We start from the raw sequence: 17,437 nt of genomic DNA on the forward strand, positions 1-17,437 counted from the left end.
GATGGGCATGTCGATCTAGCGAGCACCCCGCACGACCTCGAGCGCCTGGCGTGCGATCTCCCACTCCTCGTCGGTGGGGACGACGAGGACCGCGACCTCCGACCCGTCGGCCGAGACCACCCGCGCGTCGTGGGAGGGCGCCTCGTTGCGGGAGGCGTCCAGCTCGATCCCGAGCCGGAACAGGCCACCGAGCGCGGCCGCGCGGAGCTCGGCGCTGTGCTGTCCGACGCCGCCGGTGAGGACGACGGCGTGCAGCTCGCCGAGCGCGGCGTAGTAGGCGCCGACGTACTTGCGGACGCGGTAGGCGTAGACGTCGAAGGCGAGCGTCGCCGCCGCGTCGCCGGCCGCGCGTCGCTGCGACACCTCGCGGAAGTCGTTGGCGCCGGCGAGGCCGAGCAGCCCGGACTCGCGGTAGAGCGCCCGGTCGATGTCGTCCAGCGACCAGCCGAGCTCGCGGTGCAGGTGGCCGTGGATGGCCGGGTCGAGGTCACCGGAGCGGGTGCCCATCACGAGTCCTTCGAGCGGGGTGAGCCCCATCGAGGTGTCGACCGAGCGCCCGCCCAGGACCGCGGCGGCGGACGCCCCGTTGCCGAGGTGCAGCACGACCATGTTCGTGTCGTCGAGCGGGCGGCCGAGGAGCTCGGCGGCGCGGCGGGACACGAAGGCGTACGACGTGCCGTGGAAGCCGTAGCGGCGGATCCGGTGCTCCTCGCGCCACGCCAGGGGCACCGCGTAGGTGTAGGCGTGCTCGGGCATCGTCTGGTGGAAAGCGGTGTCGAAGACCGCGACCTGCGGCACGTCGGGGAACAGCCGTCGTGCGACCCGGAGGCCCTCAAGGTTGGCCGGGTTGTGCAGCGGGGCGAGGGGGACGAGGTCCTCGACGGTGGTCAGCAGCCGGTCGTCGACGACCACCGGCGCCGCGAACAGGTCGCCGCCGTGCACGACGCGGTGCCCCACGGCCGCCAGCCCGCCCTGGTCGATCGCCGGTCCGTGCCGGTCGAAGGCGTCGAGCGCGGAGCGCAGCGCGTCCTCGAAGTCCGCGACGTGCCGTTCCTCGGTGTGGTCCTCGCCGCCGACCGAGTGCGTCAGCGTGCCGCTCTCCTCGCCGATCCGCTCGACGGTGCCGGAGGCCTCGGCGGCCCCGGTGCTGCCGTCGAGCAGGCGGTACTTCAGCGACGACGAGCCGGCGTTGAGGACCAGCACCCGCTCCGTCACGACTGCTCCTGCGCCTGGATCGCGGTGATCGCCACCGTGTTGACGATGTCGCGGACCAGCGCGCCGCGGGAGAGGTCGTTGACCGGCTTGCGGAGACCCTGCAGGACAGGACCGACGGCGAGCGCGCCGGCGGACCGCTGGACGGCCTTGTAGGTGTTGTTGCCCGTGTTCAGGTCGGGGAAGACGAAGACCGTCGCCCGCCCGGCGACGACGGAGTCGGGGAGCTTGGTCCGCGCCACCGCCACGTCGATCGCGGCGTCGTACTGGATCGGTCCCTCGACGAGCAGGTCCGGCGCGCGCTCGCGGACCATCGCGGTCGCCTGGGTCACCTTCTCGACGTCGGTGCCGCTGCCGGAGGTGCCGGTGGAGTACGACAGCATCGCCACGCGCGGCTCGACCCCGAACGCCGCGGCCGTGCGGGCGGACGCGATCGCGATGTCGGCGAGCTGGGTGGCGGTGGGGTCGGGGTTGACCGCGCAGTCGCCGTAGACCAGGACCTGGTCCTTGAGGCACATGAAGAAGACCGACGACACCACGGACACCTCCGCCACCGTGCGGATGACCTCGAGCGCCGGGCGGATGGTGTGGGCGGTGGTGTGCACCGACCCCGACACCATCCCGTCGGCGAGGCCGAGCTCGACCATCATCGTGCCGAAGTAGGACACGTCGACCACGATGTCGCGGGCCGACTCGAGGTCGACGCCCTTGTGCGCGCGCCGTCGGTGGTACTCCTGCGCGAACCGCTCGCGGAGCTCCTCGTCGTAGGGGCTGAGCACGCGGGCAGCGGACACATCGATGCCGAGGTGCGCCGCCTTCGCGCGCACGATCATCGGGTCGCCGAGCAGCGTCAGGTCCGCGACGTTGCGCCGGAGCAGGACGTCGGCGGCGCGCAGGATGCGCTCCTCCTCCCCCTCCGGCAGCACGATGTGCCGGCGGTCGGCGATCGCGTCGTCGAGGACCCGGTGCTCGAACATCAAGGGAGTCACGACCGAGGTGCGTGCCACCTCGAGGCCGCTCATCAGCTCGTCGCCGTCGACGTGCTCGGCGAAGAGCGTGAGGGCCGTCGCGATCTTGCGGGGCGAGTCCTTGTCGAGGCGGCCGCGGCGGTTGGTGAGCGCCGTCGAGGTGGCGTGGGTGCCGAGGTCGGTGGCGATGATCGGCAGGGCCACCTCGAGCCCGTCGAGCAGCCGGTCCACCTGCTCGGGCAGCTCGAGCCCGCCGTTCAGCACGATGCCGGAGATCTGCGGGAAGCTGGCCGACTGGTGGGCGGTCAGGACCCCGAGGACCACCTCGGGGCGGTCGCCCGGCGTGACGACGAGCGCACCGTCGAAGAGCCGGTCGAGCACGTTGGGCAGCGTCATCGCGGCGACCACCAGCCCGGGGACCTCGCGCGCGAGCTGGGTCTCGTCGCCCCGCACGAGGCGGCCGTCGCAGGCCGCCATCAGGTCGCCCACCGACGGCGCGCTCAGCAGCGGCTGCTCCGGCAGGGCGAAGGCGGGCACGCCGTCGCGGCGCAGCGCGGTCGCCGTCCGGTCGAGGGCCTCGGGGTCGACGCGGTTGGCGATGACGGCGAAGAGCGTGGCGTGGTTGGCCGCGAGCTCGGCCTGCGCCATGGCCGCGGCCGCACCGAGCTGGTCGACGCCCCTCTCCCGGCCGTTGAGCACCAGCAGCACCGGGGCGCCGAGGTTGGCCGCCACCCGGGCGTTGAACGCGAACTCCGCCGGCGCCCCGACGTCGGTGTAGTCGCTGCCGACGATCACCACGGCGTCACTGTGCTCGGCGACCTGGTGGTAGCGCGCGACGATGCGGTCCATCGCCCCGTCCGGGTCGGCATGCACGTCGTCATAGCTGACGCCGGCGCACTCGTCGTACGACAACGTGACGGCGTCGTGCGAGACGAGCAGGTCGAGGACGTAGTCGTGGACCTCGCCGGTCGACGCCTCCGCGCGGACGACCGGGCGGAACACCGCGACCCGCGCCACCCGCCGCGACAGCTGCTCGAGCACCCCGAGCGCGACAGCGGACTTGCCGGTGAACCCCTCGACGCCGGCCACGTACACGCTGCGTGCCATGGCCCGACCCTAGCGGCCGGTCCCCGACCTCCGGACCCGGCCTGTCCAGCCTTCTGTCCACGGTTTGTCCAACCTTTCGCATTTCGGCTGTCGGCCGCGCCTCCCGCACGGCGAGGATCTGGTCAGGCTCGGACACGGGCCGCGACCAGTGACCCCCCATGGCCGGAAGGAGAGGCTCGTGACCAGCCTCGCGACGCACCCGCAGTCCCCTCAGCTCCCGCACCTGAGCACCGCACGGACCCATCGTGAGCGCGAGGAGCGCGCCCGCCGCACGAGCGCCATCGTCGAGGAGCTGCGCGACGGGGTGACGGAGTCGCGGCGCCAGGAGCTGGTGGACGAGCTGATCGAGGTCAACGTCGCTGCGGCACGATCGATGGCCGCGCGCTACCGCAACCGCGGCATCGACACCGACGACCTCGAGCAGGTCGCGCTCATCGGACTCGTCAAGGCGGCCCGCCGCTTCGACGCCTCCGCCGGCCACGACTTCATGTCGTACGCCGTGCCCACCGTGCGGGGCGAGCTGCGCCGCCACTTCCGCGACTCCGGCTGGATGATCCGGGTCCCGCGCCGGGTGCAGCAGATGCAGGTGCGGATCAGGGACGTCCAGCACGAGCTCGAGGCGCGGCTGGGGGCCTCGCCGCGCCCGTCCCAGATCGCCGCGCACCTCGGCGTCGACCTCGACGAGGTCGTCGAGGCGCTCGCGGCCGACGGCTGCTTCCGGCCGGCGTCGCTGGACAGCAAGGGCGAGGAGCAGGAGCGCGGCACGATCGCCGACGTGCTGGGCCATGAGGACCGCGAGCTCGCCTCCCTCGAGGCCAGGCTCGTGCTCGACAAGGCGCTCGGACGCCTCACCGAGCGCGAGCAGCTGATCCTCCGGTGGCGCTTCGAGGACGAGCGCACCCAGCAGGAGATCGCCCAGCTCGTCGGCCTGACCCAGGCGCAGGTCTCGCGGACCCTCACCCGCATCCTCGGCCGGCTGCGCAGCGACCTCTCCGAGCCCCTGTCGGCGGCCTGACGGCGGACGCGCTGCGTCCCGCCCGCGGGCCCGCGAACCTCACCCAGCAGCCGGTCGGCCCCCGGCACCGGTGATGGGCGTGATCCACGACTCGTGGGTGGCGCTGTTCTTGGTGATGGCCAGCAGCTCGTCCATGTGGGGCTCGAGACCGGTGACCTTGTCGAGCGGCACCCCGACGATCAGCTGGAAGCCCAGGCCGCGCCAGGCCTGGACGGCACGGCCGGCGAACTCGGAGTCGGCCTTCACGAAGCCCTCGTCGAGGAAGACCGGGGCGAACCGCGGCCGTGACCGCATCTCGTCGCCCAGCCGGAAGCGGAGGGCGGAGCCGACGATGAAGGCCACCAGCTCCTGGCTCTCGCCGCCACTCTTCTCCCCCAGCGTCCGGTAGGTCGCGCGCAGCTCGCCGGTGGTGTGGTCGTAGCGCTCCGCGCTGATCTCCACGTGGCGGCGTACGTCGAGCAGGCGCTCGCGGTCGGTGAGCGAGGTCGTCGCGTCGCCGACCTGGCTCGGCCGGCGCAGCTGCTGCATGAACCTGCTGAGCTCGGCGAAGCGCTTCTCGAGGGCCTCCTCGTCGAGCTCGGTCGCCGAGCCCGAGGACAGCAGGCGCAGGTCCTTCATGAACGCCTGCACGTGGGCGGGCGCCAGCCGGCGCAGGCGGATCCGGAGACGGTCGCCCGACGCCCCGAACTCGAGGCGCCGCAGGATCGCGTTGATCGGCTCGAGCCGGTCCTCGATCTCCTCCACGGACGCGGCCATCGCGCCGACGAGGGGCACCAGGTCCTGGCCGCTCCACTCGGTGAGCCGGCGTCGCCACTCCGCCCGCCGAGCGGCGAGCCCCTCCCCGCGGATGTCGTCGAGGATGCGGGCGTAGTCGGGGTAGGAGTCAGCCGTCGCGCCGAGGTTGGGCGAGTCCCACTGGAGCTTGTAGACCCGGAACACCTGGGCGAGGTCGTCGTCGACCCTGCGGAGCTCGACCTCGGCGTCCCCGACCGCGGTGCGGAGACGCTCGGCCAGCCGCTGGGACGACTCGGCGAAGCGGTCGAGGTCGCCGGGATCGGCGGGCGACGCCGCCGCCGCGAAGTCGACCGTGAGGGCAGCCTCCTGCTCGGGGCTGAGCACGACCTCGCCGGCATCCTCCATCGCCTGGAGCCGGTCCTTGACGACGTCCTCGGCGTCCACGAGCTCGCCGTGGGCGGCGTTGAGCTCGCGCTGCCGCTGCTCGACGGCGTAGCGGGCCCGTCGCGTCTCCTCCAGCCGCGCGGTGAGGTCGCGGATCTGCAGCTCCAGCGCCTGGAGGCCGTCGTCGGCGGCGAGGATGTCCGTCCGCCGGCGCTCCAGGTCGGCGATGCGTGCGTCGCTGCCGTCGACGTCGACGTCGTCGAACCGCGCGGCGGCCACGACGTCGTAGGACGTGCGCTGCTGCTCCAGCACCCGTGACCGCTGGTCGAGCCGGGCCACCTCGGCGCCCACGTCGTCGAGCCGCTCCTCGAGCTCGGCGAGCTCGGCGTCGACCTCCGCAATCGCGTCGGCGTTGGAGAAGCCGATGATGTTGCGGGTGTCGCTGCGCCCGTGGGCACCGCGCCGGCCGTTGCGCGTCTGGCCGGCGAGGGTGACCCGGAAGCCGGCGCCCGTGAGGTCGTCGGCGGACTCGACGCACCACGCGTTGCGGGCCGTCTCCCCGACGTGGGCCTGCACCCAGCCCGAGAACGGCGAGTCCTTGAACACGAGCTTGCCGGCGACCCGCTCGGGGTCGGCCGGGCCGAGGTCGGGCAGGTCGAGCTCGACCCCCTCGAACGTCAGGCGGCCGCGCAGGCGCAGCCCGTCGATGGCGGAGGAGAAGCGCTCCAGGCGGTCGAGCGGCACGAGCATCATCCGGGCGCTGGCGCCGAGCACCGTCTCGATCGCCGTGCGCCACCGTGCCTCGTCGGGCGCGACGTCGACCAGCTCGGCCACGAAGGGCAGCTCGTCGACGGCGAGGCCGCTCGCCCGCGCGACCTCCGCCCGCAGCTCGTCCATCCGGGCCGGCACCCGGCCGGCCCGGCTCTCCAGGGACGCCCGCTCGCGGCGCAGCTCGGCCTGGCGCTGGCTGAGCGGGAACTGCTCACGCAGCACCGCGTCACGCTCGCGCCTGATCCGCTCCTGCTCGCGCTGGAAGCCGGACAGCCACTGCTGGGCGTGCATCTGGAGCACGGCGAACGACTCGCTCGACAGCAGCGCGGCCTCGACGTCGGGCGCCTGGGCGTCGGTGACGTCGATGAGCGGGAGCAGCCGCTCCTGCAGGACCTCCCGGCGTCGGAGCCGGTCGTCGCGGACGACCTGCTCCTGCTCCAGCGACAGCGCGAGCGACTGGAGCGTCGACCCGCCGGCCGCGCGGTGGGACTCCTTGGCGGCCTCGAGGTCGGCGAGGTAGGTCCGCTCGGCGGACGTCGTCGTGCCGAGCTCGTCGGCGGCCGCGGCACGGTCGGCGCGGTTGCGGACGACGGCGGACTCGATGAGCCCGAGGTGCGTGCGCAGCAGCCACATCCGCAGCGGGGTGTCGCCGTCGAGCGTCACGCCGTAGGAGTCGAGCTCCGCGAGCCGTCGGGTGGCCGCCACCTTGCGGTCGTGGAGGTCGGTGATCGGTGACAGGAGCTCGAGCTTCTGCTCCTCCGTGCGCATGGCCGAGTGGGCGGTGTCGAGGTCGTCGAAGTGGTCGATCGCGCGGTCGGCGGCGGCGAAGGTCGAGGGCCGCTCGAGGACCATGTCCTTGTAGAGCTCGTCGACGCTGCGCACCTGGTTGCCCGCCTGGATGCGGGCGAGCAGCCGCAGCGCCTTCGCGCCGTCGCCGTTGGCGCCGATGCCGAGCCGCGCGTGCAGGACGGCGGCGAGCTCGGCGTACGTCCGGTGCACCCGGATGCCCGGGAAGAGCTTCTTCAGCGTGGTGGCGTGGAACCGCTCGGGCACCGCGACCTCGAGCGCGTCGAGCGGCAGTGCGCCGTCCTGGGTCGCCAGCTGCATCTGCACGTCGCCCGACCGGGTCGCGCGCCGCGGGACGTAGTAGGTGCGCAGCACCGTGAACCGGCCACCCTGGTCGTTGACGAACGTCATCGCGATCGCGCCCCAGGTGTCGGAGCCCTTGCCGCGGAGCAGCTTCTCGACCGGCCGGCCGGTGCGAGGGTCGTCGACCACGTCGACCGCGCCGCGCAGGTAGGACAGCAGGTTGCGCTGCCCGGCGCCCCGGGCGCGGCCCGCGACGGCGTCGTTCGAGGCCCCGTTGAACTTGGTGTCCGACGGCATCATCAGCGCCGTGTAGGCGTCGAGGACGGTGCTCTTGCCGACGCCCGAGGCGCCGGAGATCATCGTCGCGTCGCCACGCAGGGGCACGACGGTGTGGCCGCCGAAGCCGCCCCAGTTGACCAGCTGGAGCAGCGCCGCCCGCCACTGCATCGTGTCGTCGGCGGGAGTGGCGACGTCGCTGCGCTCGAAGAGCCCGTCGGCCGGCGTCTGCTCGATCTCGTCGATCGACATGCTCACTGCTCCTCTGCGGGGCCGCGGGTGACCGCGGCCGAGTCGGCGTCGGCGTCGACTTCGGCGTCGGCGTCGTCGGTGTCATCGAACAGGTCGGCCGGCTCGTCGGCGTCGGGCGTGCCCTCGCTGTCGTTGGCGGCCACCAGCGCCTCGAGCAGCTCCTGCAGCAGCTCCAGCGGGATCAACGGCTCGACGGCCTCGCTGATCTCGAAGCGCTCCTCCGACCCGGTGCCGATCAGCAGCCCGGCCTTGACGATGCTCGTGATCGCGTTGCGCGCCCGCTTCTCGTCTCCCGCGACGTCGGTGGCGTGCGCGGGCCGGAAGCTCGCGACGTAGCCGACGACGTCCTCGCGGTCGACGAAGACGCGTGCGTCGCCGCTCGCGAGGCCGGCGCGCAGCCGGTCGCGCAGGTGGACCAGCACGAGCGTCTCCTCGCGCGACCACGCGGCGTCGTAGAGCATCGTCGGGAAGCGGCTCCCCGTCTCGGAGGTCGCCTGGCGCTTCCACGCGACCTCGCGGGCGCGGTCGACCTGGAGGTCGAGGAACAGGTCGTTGAGCCGGGACCGGATGAGCCGCTCGTGCTCGACGAGCACGCTCCAGTCGCGCGGGTGCGTGCGCGCGCTGATGAAGCGCTGCTTGAGCAGCGTCACGAGGGCGCGGCGCTGGGCGTACTCGAGACCGCCCTCGTCGCCCTCGAACAGCGAGACGGATCCCTCGTCGAGCAGCTCGTCGTCGGCGAGCTGGAGGTCGAGGTCGTCGACCCCGGCCCTCGCGTCGGTGTCGGGGTGCGTGTCGACGCTCATGCGCGGGTCTCCGTCGGGTGGTTGTCGGTGAGGTCCGGGTCGGGCAGGGGCGTGCGGGGGACGGTGAAGGTCCGCCGGCTGCCGTCGGGGCGGACGGCGTCGTAGTGCTCGACCGACTCCTCGGCGCGCCACTCGCGGTCGGCGGCGAGGTGCAGCAGCCCGAAGATCTCGACCGGCCGCCGCAGTGACGGCTCCAGCCCGTCGAAGAGGGCCCCGAGGGACGCGACCGGGAGCAGGGAGGTCGTCACGGCGTCGAGGCGCTCGCGCAGGGTCGCCAGCTTGGGCCCGCCCTGCATCACGAGGTCGGCGAGCGAGACCGGCGGCGCGAGGTCGGGGTCGGGGGCGCTGATGCGGTCGGGCAGCACGTCGTCGGCCGGGTCGTGGAAGCGCTCGCGCAGGTGGTCGATGCTCGTGCGGGCCGGGAGCAGCGCGACGTCGTGGGTCGCGCGCGGGCCGGTGGTGGCCATCCACGTCATCAGCTCCGCCTCCACCTGCCGCAGCGTCTGCTCGAGCTCACGGTCGCGGGCGCCGTCGTGGGAGACGATGTACTCCTTGAGCGTCGCGGTCACGCGCGACCGCTGGGCGAGCACCCGGTCGAGGCCGTCGCGCACCAGCCGCACCGTGCCGCGCAGCTCCGCACGGTCGGCGTCGCTGAGGATCCGGTCGGAGAGCGGGTGCTCGAGCAGGTCGGTCAGGTCCTCGCGCAGCTGGGTCACGAGGGCGTCGTCGCGCAGCAGCGCGAACGCACCCTCGAAGGCCCGCCCCTCATGGGTCGCCGTCATCAGCGCGTCGGCGCGGGCCAGGTAGTCGTCGATCACCTCACCGGCCGGGCGGTCCTCCGCCCGGAACGCGGAGAGGATCTCGGTCCGGATGGTCGCGAACCGCTCCTCGACCCGGGCGAAGTCGCTCGGGAGCGCCGAGATCAGCGACAGCAGCTCGGTGAACCCCTCGAGCATGTAGTCCTCGGTCGCGCCCTCCAGCTCGCCGCCGTCGACGAGGCGGTCCCGCTCGGCCCGCAGCCGGGCGATCTCCTCGTTGAGGATGGTCACGCGGGCCGTGCGGTCGGGGTTGGCCTCGGAGTTGAAGCGGCGGACCGTGCCCAGGATGGTGGCGACGCGGTGCTCGCTGAGCGTGGCACGGTCACGGGCGAGGTTCTTCACCAGCTCGAGCGCCTGCTGCGCGTGCGACGTCAGGGCGTAGACCTCGTGCCCCGCCTCGTCGAGCGACCGCACGAGCCACTGGCCCCGCATCCAGCGCTGGCACACCTCCCGGCCGGTGCCGGTGGGGACGTCCTGCTCCCCAGCCAGCCTCATCTGCGCGAGGTGCTCCTCGACCTGGGTGTGCAGCCGGGCCGTCGGGATGGGGTTGTTGGTGCGACCGAACGCCGTGCGGAAGATCGTGATCACCACCGGGGCCTGCCGCTGGTGGAGCAGGGTCAACGTCGGCTGCGCGAACGCGCTCTTCACGCGCGCGAGCTCGCCTGCGATCTCGCTCACCGCCCGGCCTCCCCGCTTCGTCCCCACCTGTGTCGGTGCGCAAGCATCGCAAAGGGCACCGACGGCCCGTGGAGCGGGCCCGTGCGTCAGGCCCCGACGACGTCGAGGTCGCCGTGACTCACCGCAGCGCCAGCTGGGCGCTCACCTGCTCCGGCGCGCGGTCGTAGTGGGCGAACGCCCGGGTGAACGACGCCGACCCGTGGGCGAGGGAGCGCAGCTCGGTGGCGTACCGGCGCAGCTCGAGCTGCGGGACGTGCGCGCGGATGACGACCAGGCCCGGCTCACTGGCCGGCTCGCTGCCCAGCACCTTGCCGCGGCGCGCGGAGAGGTCACCCATGATGGTGCCGACGAGGGCGTCGCCGACGAGCACCTCGATCTCGTCGACCGGCTCGAGGAGGCACGTCCCCGCGCGCGTGGCCGCATCGCGCAGCGCGATCCCGCCGGCGGTCTGGAACGCCATGTCGGAGGAGTCGACGCTGTGGGCCTTGCCGTCGGTGAGGGTCACCCTGATGTCGACCATCGGACAGCCGTTCACGACCCCGCGCGCCATCTGCGACCGGACTCCCTTCTCGACCGAGGGGATGAACTGCCGGGGCACCGCGCCTCCCACGACGCGGTCGACGAACTCGAACCCGCCGCCCTGCGGGAGCGGCTCGACCTCGATGCTGCACACGGCGTACTGCCCGTGACCACCGCTCTGCTTGACGTGCCGGCCGAGGCCGGTGGCCGGACCGACGAACGTCTCCCGCAGCGGCACCCGGAGCTCGACCTCGTCGACGTCCACGCCGTAGCGGCTGGCGAGGCGGTCGAGCAGGACCTCAGCGTGGGCCTCCCCCATCGTCCACAGCACGACCTGGTGGGTCTCGTCGTTCTGCTCGACGCGCAGGGTGGGGTCCTCGGCGGCGAGCCGCTGCAGGCTCGTGCCGAGCTTGTCCTCGTCGCTCTTCGTCCGGACCTCGATCGCCACCGGCAGCTGCGGCTCCGGCACCCGCCAGGGCTCCAGCACGAGCGGCGTGTCGACATCGGCCAAGGTGTCACTGGTCTCGGCCCGGCTGAGCCGGCCGATGGCGCAGATGTCACCCGCGACCACGGCATGGGCGGTGCGCTGCGCCTTGCCGAGCGGCACGGAGAGGGAGCCGATGCGTTCGTCCTCGTCGTGGTCCGGGTGGCTGGTGGCCCCGCCGGGATCCGATGACCAGGCCGAGCGGTGGCCCGACACGTGCACGGTCGCGTCCGGCAGCACCGTCCCCGAGAAGACGCGGACCATGCTCACCCGCCCGAGGTACGGGTCGGTGGTCGTCTTGACGACCTCCGCGACCAGGGGCCCGGACGGGTCGCACGCGATCTCCGGGCCCGGTCCGCCCGACGGCGTCCACGTGCGCGGCATCGGGTGCTCGAGCGGTGAGGGGAACGCCGCCACCACCAGGTCGAGGAGCTCGGTGGCACCGACGCCGGTGGTGGAGTCGACCGGGACGACGGGGTGCAACGAGCCCCGCGCGACCGCGAGCTCGAGGTCGCGCAGCAGGAGGCCGGTGTCGATCTGCTCGCCGCCGACGTAGCGCTCCATCAACGTCTCGTCCTCGGACTCCTCGATGATGCCCTCGACGAGCGCCGCTCGCTGCGCGTCGTGCCCGTGGTCGCCGGTGATGAGGCCGACGAGACGCCCCCCCTCGTGCAGGTGGACCGGCAGCACCCGCTCACCGAAGGCCTCCCGCGCCTGGGCCACCACGCCGTCGACGTCGGCACGCGCGTGGTCGAGCTTCGTGACGACCACCGCGCGCGGCATCGCCACGTCGGCGCACTCGCGCCAGAGCGCCCGGGTCGCGTCGTCGACGCCCTCGTTGGCGGCGACGACGAACAGCGCGCAGTCCGCCGCACGCAGGCCCGCTCGCACCTCGCCCACGAAGTCGACGTACCCGGGGGCGTCCAGCAGGTTGACCTTCACGCCGTCGTGCACCAGGGGCGCGAGGGCGAGCCCGACGGAGCGTCGATGACGGTGCTCGACCTCCTCGAAGTCGCACACCGTCGTGCCGTCCTCGGTGCTGCCGGCCCTGTTCAGCACGCCGGCGGCGACCAGGAGCCGCTCGACGAGCGTGGTCTTCCCCGCACCCGCCGCGCCCACGACCACCACGTTGCGGATCTCCTCCGGCCGGGTCGCGACCGGGGCGCCTGCCTGGCCGGCACCACCGCCGGACTCTCTGCTCACCGTGACGGCTCCCGCCCACTCGTGCGACGCTCCGAGAACTGTCAGCCCACTGTGGCCCGACGCGCCCCGGGAGGCAAGGGCGAGACCGGGACGTACGGCGCGCGGGCGGCGCTACCAGTCGACCTGCTCGGCGTCGGTGACGAGGACGGGACCGGCGGGCCGCAGCTCCTCGGGCTCGACGGCGTCGCGCAGGCTCGGGAACGTCAGGCCGGTGCGCTCCTCGAGGAGGTCGAGCGGCACGAGCCAGGTGTCGAAGTCGTCCAGGAAGTCGGGCACCGCTCCCTCCAGGCCGTCGAGGTCCTGCGTCAGCACGAACGCCTTGGCCCGCAGCCGGCCGTCGAGCCGGTAGACGACGACCTTCCAGTGCTCGACCGGGAGCTGCACGCCCCGGTAGGGCGGGTCGTCCGCGGAGAGGACGGGGCCGGCGAACAGGCTCAGGCGCCGGTCGTCGAGGCCCTCGAGCGCGAGCACGGCGTTCTCCAGCAGCCCCCACACCCCGCCCCGGCCGGACTGGTTGAAGTCCTGGTGCTGCGGGGTGATGTTGGTGAAGAAGAACGACGCCGAGCTGGCCCGCCTCGCCTCGTCGATGGTGCCCCAGAGCAGGTCGGAGCGGCGCGCGACGTGGCCGCGGTCGAGGTCGTTGTCGGCGTAGACCTCCTCACCGGTCTGAGCGTCGTCCGGGAGGCGGGGGTCGAGCCGGAAGCGCTCCCCGGAGCGGCTGATGCTGTCGCTGGGGAACAGGCGCAGACCGTCGACGTTCCACGCCACCCACCACGCCAGCCGTCGCTCGGGGTGCATCCGCAGCGTGAAGTGCACGTAGTCGAGCGGCGCCGCGAGCGCGGGGTCCTCGCCCGGTGCGGACCCGGGCGCCTGCGGCGGTGCGAGGTCGGTGTCAAGGAAGCGGGGGTCGTACCCGAGGTCGGCCATGCTCCGCAGTCTCGCGCACGGCCCCGACAGTCGGCGGGGCTCCGCTCAGCCGGGCGCCATCAGCACCCACAGGAGCTCGAGCGCCCGGTCCATCCACTCCGGCGCGACCTCCCCGTGGCGGACCAGCTCGCCGAGGTAGGCGCCGACCATGAGGCTCACCACGCCGTCGGCGTCGAGGCCTTCTCGCAGGAGCCCGGCCTCGACGTCGGCACGGATCCGCTCGACGAGCAGGTCGACGTAGGGCTGCAGTGCCGCCCGGAACAGCCCGGTGAACTCCGGGTCGCCGTTGCCCACGATCGCGGCGAGCCCGCCCGGCCCCAGGACGTCACCCATCTGGTGCCACGCCTGCTCGAGCGCGAAGCGGATCTTGTCGCGGACGTCGCCCTCCTCCGGCACGTCCGGCAGGCCGATGGCCGTCGACAGGACGGCCGTCAGCAGCTGTCCGCGGTCGCGGTGCCGGCGGTAGATCGAGGTCTTCGCGACACCAGAGGTGGCCGCGACCCGGTCCATGGTGACCGCGCCGGGGCCGCCCTCGCGCAGCAGCGCCAGGACGGTGGCGTGCAGGCGCTCGTCCACCGATGTCGCGCGGGGTCGCCCCGGCCGGGGCGTCCCCGTCTCAGCCGCGGACATGATCCCCCCGCGCGGCCGGGTCCGACACCGGGTCAGTCACCGGCTCCGCCTCCTCCTCGCGCACCGGGATCGACAGCGCGGTGAGCAGCCCGAGCACGAGGACGTACGTCAGCAGTGCCGCGAGGACGAACGCGAGCAGGACGAGCATCGGGTGCATGCCCATCACGCCGCCTCGTCGACCCGACGCTCCCCGGGCTCCGCGAAGACCGAGCGTGACGGGGTGACGGCCGGCTTCTCCGGGTCCGTGCGCCACTTGTCGAGGAAGTAGATCCAGGTGACGGCCCCCATCGACAGGCCGCCGGCGACCGACGCCGCGACGAGGAACACGACCACTTCGACACCCATGTGCCACCTCTTCCCGGGCCGGATCCCGGCCCTTCGAGTTACGATACGACTATCGTAGCGATATCTGCCAACCTCGCCCGTGGCGTGATCCGCAGCGGAGCGTCGCTCTGGGCCGCGGGCCCCCTCACGCGGAGGCCAGCGTCACGACTAGGTTCGATCCATGCCCGAGATCGTCATCTGTGAGCCGGTGCGCACCCCGGTGGGTCGCCAGGGGGGCGTGTTCGCGTCCCTGTCGGCGGTCGACCTGGCCTCGACCACCCTGGCCGAGCTCGTCCGACGGACGGGCCTGCAGGAGGGCGACGTGGACGACGTCGTCCTGGGCAACTGCTACCCGAGCGGCGAGAACCCGGCCATCGGTCGGATCGCGGCCCTCGACGCCGGCCTCGGCACCGGCGTGCCCGGGCTCCAGCTCGACCGCCGGTGCGGCTCCGGTCTCCAGGCGGTGCTCTACGCCGCATCGCAGGTCGCCAGTGGCGGGGGGACGCTCATCGTCGCCGGCGGGGCCGAGTCGATGTCCAACGTCGAGCACTACGCCCTCGGCCTGCGCACGGGGGTGCGCAGCGGCAGCGTCGAGCTGATGGACCGACTGGTCCGGGCGCGGGAGACCGCCGGCGGCAAGGACCACCCCGTCCCCGGTGGCATGCTCGAGACCGCGGAGAACCTGCGCCGGCAGTACGACATCTCGCGCGAGGAGCAGGACGAGCTCGCCCTCCGCTCCCAGCAGCGGGCCGGCGCCGCCCACGAGGCGGGTCGCTTCGCCGACGAGCTCGTGCCCGTCACCGTCCCCGGTCGCCGCGGCAGGCCCGACGTGGTCGTGGACCGCGACGAGCACCCGCGGCCCGACACCACCCTCGAGCAGCTCGCCGCGCTGCGCCCCGTGCGCGAGGGGCTCGACCCCGCCTCCACCGTCACCGCGGGCAACGCCAGCGGCCAGAACGACGGTGCGGCGATGTGCGTCGTCACCACCCGCGACGAGGCGGAGCGTCGCGGCCTGCGTCCGCTGCTCGCGCTCAGGTCGTGGGCCGTGGCCGGTGTCGGCCCCGAGGTGATGGGCATCGGCCCCGTCCCCGCGACCGCGGCCGCACTGGACCGCGCGGGGCTGACCCTCGACGAGATGGACCTGATCGAGCTCAACGAGGCCTTCGCCGCCCAGGTGCTCGCGTGCCTGCGCGAGTGGAAGGTCGACCCGGGCGACGAGCGCCTCAACCCCAACGGCTCCGGCATCTCCCTCGGCCACCCGGTCGGCGCCACGGGCGCCCGCATCCTGGCCACCCTCGCCCACGAGATGCAGCGCCGTGGGTCGCGCTACGGCCTCGAGACGATGTGCATCGGCGGCGGGCAGGGGCTCGCGGCCGTGTTCGAGCGCGTCGACCCGTGAGCCAGGCGCCGGCTGCGTTTGCCCCGATTTGGGGGTTGCCGCACCGCAGGCGGGGTGCGACGGTCCGAGGATGACCAGAGCCCCGCGCCACCGCGTCCTCGTCGGCCTCCTCGCCTCGGTCCTCGCACTGGGCACCGCACTCGTGCCCGGCGCGAGCGCGCAGGCGAGCCCACCGGGCGCCGGCCCCGGCACGCCTGCCCGCACCGCCACGGTGATGACGCGCAACCTCTACCTCGGCGCCGAGCTCACGCCGATCCTGGTTGCCCTCGCCAGCGGCAACAGCACCGCGATCGTCGGCGCGGCCACCCAGACGTGGGCCGCCGTGCAGGCGACCCGGCCGGAGGAGCGGATGGGGGCGATCGCCGACGAGATCGTCGCGGCCGACCCGGACGCCGTCGGCCTGCAGGAGGTCACGACCTGGACGACGTACGCGTACAACCCGGTCAACGGCACGACCAGCAACCCCACCGTCGCCTACGACTTCCTCGACCTGCTGCTCGACGCGCTCGCCGAGCGGGGAGCCGACTACCGCGAGGTCGCGGGCGCGACGTCGCACAACTTCGCCTCGCCACCGATCCCCTACCTCGCCAGCCCGACCGCCACCTTCCCGACGCGCGCCGTGAGCCTCGCCGACCGCGACGTGATCATCGTGCGCGACGACGTGGCCGCGACCAACGCGCGCACCGGCACGTACGACACCGTCATCAGCTTCCCGATCGGCGGGGTCCAGCTGCCGGTCGCCCGGGGCTGGGGCTCGGCCGACCTGACGGTGGGCAAGGCGACGTTCCGCTTCGTGAACTCCCACCTGGAGGCCTTCGGGATCCCCGGCATCGACGGCGAGCAGGTGCGCGTCGCGCAGGTCGGTGAGCTCCTCGCCGACCAGGCTGCCCTCGCGGCGCAGCTCGGCAGCCTGCCGATGGTCTACGTCGGCGACTACAACTCGCGCGCCCCCGACGCCCCGGCGTACACGCGGCTCCTCGCCGGCGTGGGCGCCGACGCCTGGCCGCGCAACCACCCGGGCGACCCCGGCTTCACGTGCTGCCTCGGCGCCACGCTGACCGACCCCGACAACCCGCTGACCTCTCGCATCGACCTCGTCCTGCACAGCCCGGACGTGAAGGCGGCGCGCGCGCAGATCGTGGGCGACGACCCGGCCGACATGACGGCCTCCGGCCTGTGGCCCTCCGACCACGCCGGCGTGGTCGCACGACTCGTGTTCCCCGCCCGCAGGGGTCAGTAGCCGGCTGGGCCCGGCCAACCGCGCGCGGCGACGTACCAGGCCGCCGACGTCAGCACCACGACGAGCAGCAGGGTGAAGAGGAGCCCGCCCGCCACCGGCAGGAACCAGCCGGGGGCGCGGCGGGCACGCACGGCCACGATCTTCACCACCACGGCACCGAACACCGCGCACCCCAGCACGCCGTGGACGACGGCCCGCAGCGGCACCGGCTCGCCGTGCGGCAGGGTCCCCACCTCCAGGCCGAGCGCCCACAGGCAGCTGTAGCCGACGAACACCGTCAGCAGCAGCGCGAGGCCGCCCGACACGCGGTGCGCCGTGCCGAGCCAGGACGGCGGCCGTCGGCCGAGGTGGCCGTAGAGCCAGAGCGCGCTCAGCAGCTGCAGCACGACCAGCGCGCCGATGACCGTCGCGAGCACGACCTTCATCTCGATCACGGTGCGGAAGCCGAGGTCGGTCGTCCCGCTGAGGGTCGGGTCGTGCACCCGCCCGAGCACGCCGAGCAGGACCGCCACCACGGCGCCCGCCACGAACGCCACGAGCGGGACCGTCATGCTGCGTGTGGTCCGAGCCGCCGCGTGGTCAGCCATGGGATCAGGATGCACC

14 protein-coding genes are annotated in these 17,437 nt (G+C 73.4%); 3 read left to right on the plus strand and 11 right to left on the minus strand.

The window, feature by feature from the left end; translation table 11 throughout:
• Positions 1 to 15: 15 nt before the first annotated feature.
• Positions 16 to 1,215, minus strand: coding sequence for an acetate/propionate family kinase (locus NYO98_RS08770; RefSeq protein WP_268111221.1), 1,200 nt, complete (start codon positions 1,213 to 1,215; stop codon positions 16 to 18).
• Complete coding sequence (gene pta, locus NYO98_RS08775) at positions 1,212 to 3,287, minus strand: phosphate acetyltransferase (protein WP_268111223.1); 2,076 nt, start codon at positions 3,285 to 3,287, stop codon at positions 1,212 to 1,214. The genes NYO98_RS08770 and pta overlap by 4 nt, the downstream gene beginning before the upstream one ends.
• Positions 3,288 to 3,465: 178 nt before the next feature.
• Here pta and NYO98_RS08780 point away from each other — a divergent pair, with 178 nt between their 5' ends.
• Positions 3,466 to 4,302, plus strand: coding sequence for a sigma-70 family RNA polymerase sigma factor (locus tag NYO98_RS08780; RefSeq protein WP_268111224.1), 837 nt, complete (start codon positions 3,466 to 3,468; stop codon positions 4,300 to 4,302).
• 39 nt (positions 4,303 to 4,341) lie between these two features.
• On the opposite strand, the gene NYO98_RS08785 is transcribed toward NYO98_RS08780, so the two are convergent.
• From NYO98_RS08785 to NYO98_RS08820, 8 genes are all read right to left on the minus strand, one after another.
• Positions 4,342 to 7,809 (minus strand): ATP-binding protein, encoded by a 3,468-nt coding sequence (locus NYO98_RS08785; protein ID WP_268111225.1) that lies wholly within the window; start codon positions 7,807 to 7,809, stop codon positions 4,342 to 4,344.
• A 2-nt stretch (positions 7,810 to 7,811) separates the two neighbouring features.
• On the minus strand, positions 7,812 to 8,612 hold the full coding sequence (locus NYO98_RS08790; protein WP_268111226.1) for a DUF4194 domain-containing protein: 801 nt from the start codon (positions 8,610 to 8,612) through the stop codon (positions 7,812 to 7,814).
• Positions 8,609 to 10,108, minus strand: coding sequence for a DUF3375 domain-containing protein (locus tag NYO98_RS08795; protein ID WP_268111227.1), 1,500 nt, complete (start codon positions 10,106 to 10,108; stop codon positions 8,609 to 8,611). The genes NYO98_RS08790 and NYO98_RS08795 overlap by 4 nt, the downstream gene beginning before the upstream one ends.
• 118 nt (positions 10,109 to 10,226) lie before the next feature.
• Complete coding sequence (locus NYO98_RS08800) at positions 10,227 to 12,314, minus strand: elongation factor G (protein WP_268111228.1); 2,088 nt, start codon at positions 12,312 to 12,314, stop codon at positions 10,227 to 10,229.
• 111 nt (positions 12,315 to 12,425) lie between these two features.
• Positions 12,426 to 13,241, minus strand: a complete 816-nt coding sequence (locus NYO98_RS08805; protein ID WP_268111229.1) for a DNA/RNA non-specific endonuclease — start codon at positions 13,239 to 13,241, stop codon at positions 12,426 to 12,428.
• A gap of 45 nt (positions 13,242 to 13,286) precedes the next feature.
• Complete coding sequence (locus NYO98_RS08810; RefSeq protein WP_268111230.1) at positions 13,287 to 13,817, minus strand: TetR/AcrR family transcriptional regulator; 531 nt, start codon at positions 13,815 to 13,817, stop codon at positions 13,287 to 13,289.
• A gap of 40 nt (positions 13,818 to 13,857) precedes the next feature.
• Positions 13,858 to 14,034: a hypothetical protein gene (locus NYO98_RS08815; RefSeq protein ID WP_268111231.1), complete on the minus strand. Its 177-nt coding sequence runs from the start codon at positions 14,032 to 14,034 to the stop codon at positions 13,858 to 13,860.
• Positions 14,034 to 14,216 carry a hypothetical protein gene (locus NYO98_RS08820; RefSeq protein WP_268111232.1) on the minus strand — a complete coding sequence of 61 codons (183 nt, stop codon included), beginning with the start codon at positions 14,214 to 14,216 and terminating at the stop codon, positions 14,034 to 14,036. Before NYO98_RS08820 ends, NYO98_RS08815 begins: the two co-directional genes overlap by 1 nt.
• Before the next feature lie 160 nt (positions 14,217 to 14,376).
• Here NYO98_RS08820 and NYO98_RS08825 point away from each other — a divergent pair, with 160 nt between their 5' ends.
• Positions 14,377 to 15,594, plus strand: coding sequence for an acetyl-CoA C-acetyltransferase (locus NYO98_RS08825; protein ID WP_268111234.1), 1,218 nt, complete (start codon positions 14,377 to 14,379; stop codon positions 15,592 to 15,594).
• 70 nt (positions 15,595 to 15,664) lie between these two features.
• Positions 15,665 to 16,834: an endonuclease/exonuclease/phosphatase family protein gene (locus NYO98_RS08830; protein WP_268111236.1), complete on the plus strand. Its 1,170-nt coding sequence runs from the start codon at positions 15,665 to 15,667 to the stop codon at positions 16,832 to 16,834.
• On the opposite strand, the gene NYO98_RS08835 is transcribed toward NYO98_RS08830, so the two are convergent.
• Positions 16,828 to 17,421, minus strand: a complete 594-nt coding sequence (locus NYO98_RS08835) for a DUF6529 family protein (RefSeq protein ID WP_268111238.1) — start codon at positions 17,419 to 17,421, stop codon at positions 16,828 to 16,830. The two genes, NYO98_RS08830 and NYO98_RS08835, sit on opposite strands and share 7 nt — an antisense overlap.
• Between the last annotated feature and the right edge of the window lie 16 nt (positions 17,422 to 17,437).

It is taken from the genome of Nocardioides pini (assembly GCF_026712185.1).
In the GTDB taxonomy this organism is placed as follows: Bacteria; Actinomycetota; Actinomycetes; order Propionibacteriales; family Nocardioidaceae; genus Nocardioides; species Nocardioides pini.

Bases quoted from the DNA above. Each gene is read 5' to 3' on its own strand.
- pta (WP_268111223.1), bottom strand. From the start codon at position 3,287: ATGGCACGCAGCGTGTACGTGGCCGGCGTCGAGGGGTTCACCGGCAAG.
- NYO98_RS08785 (WP_268111225.1), bottom strand. From the start codon at position 7,809: ATGTCGATCGACGAGATCGAGCAGACGCCGGCCGACGGGCTCTTCGAG.
- NYO98_RS08790 (WP_268111226.1), bottom strand. From the start codon at position 8,612: ATGAGCGTCGACACGCACCCCGACACCGACGCGAGGGCCGGGGTCGAC.
- NYO98_RS08805 (WP_268111229.1), bottom strand. From the start codon at position 13,241: ATGGCCGACCTCGGGTACGACCCCCGCTTCCTTGACACCGACCTCGCA.
- NYO98_RS08815 (WP_268111231.1), bottom strand. From the start codon at position 14,034: ATGGGCATGCACCCGATGCTCGTCCTGCTCGCGTTCGTCCTCGCGGCA.
- NYO98_RS08820 (WP_268111232.1), bottom strand. From the start codon at position 14,216: ATGGGTGTCGAAGTGGTCGTGTTCCTCGTCGCGGCGTCGGTCGCCGGC.
- NYO98_RS08825 (WP_268111234.1), top strand. From the start codon at position 14,377: ATGCCCGAGATCGTCATCTGTGAGCCGGTGCGCACCCCGGTGGGTCGC.
- NYO98_RS08830 (WP_268111236.1), top strand. From the start codon at position 15,665: ATGACCAGAGCCCCGCGCCACCGCGTCCTCGTCGGCCTCCTCGCCTCG.
- NYO98_RS08835 (WP_268111238.1), bottom strand. From the start codon at position 17,421: ATGGCTGACCACGCGGCGGCTCGGACCACACGCAGCATGACGGTCCCG.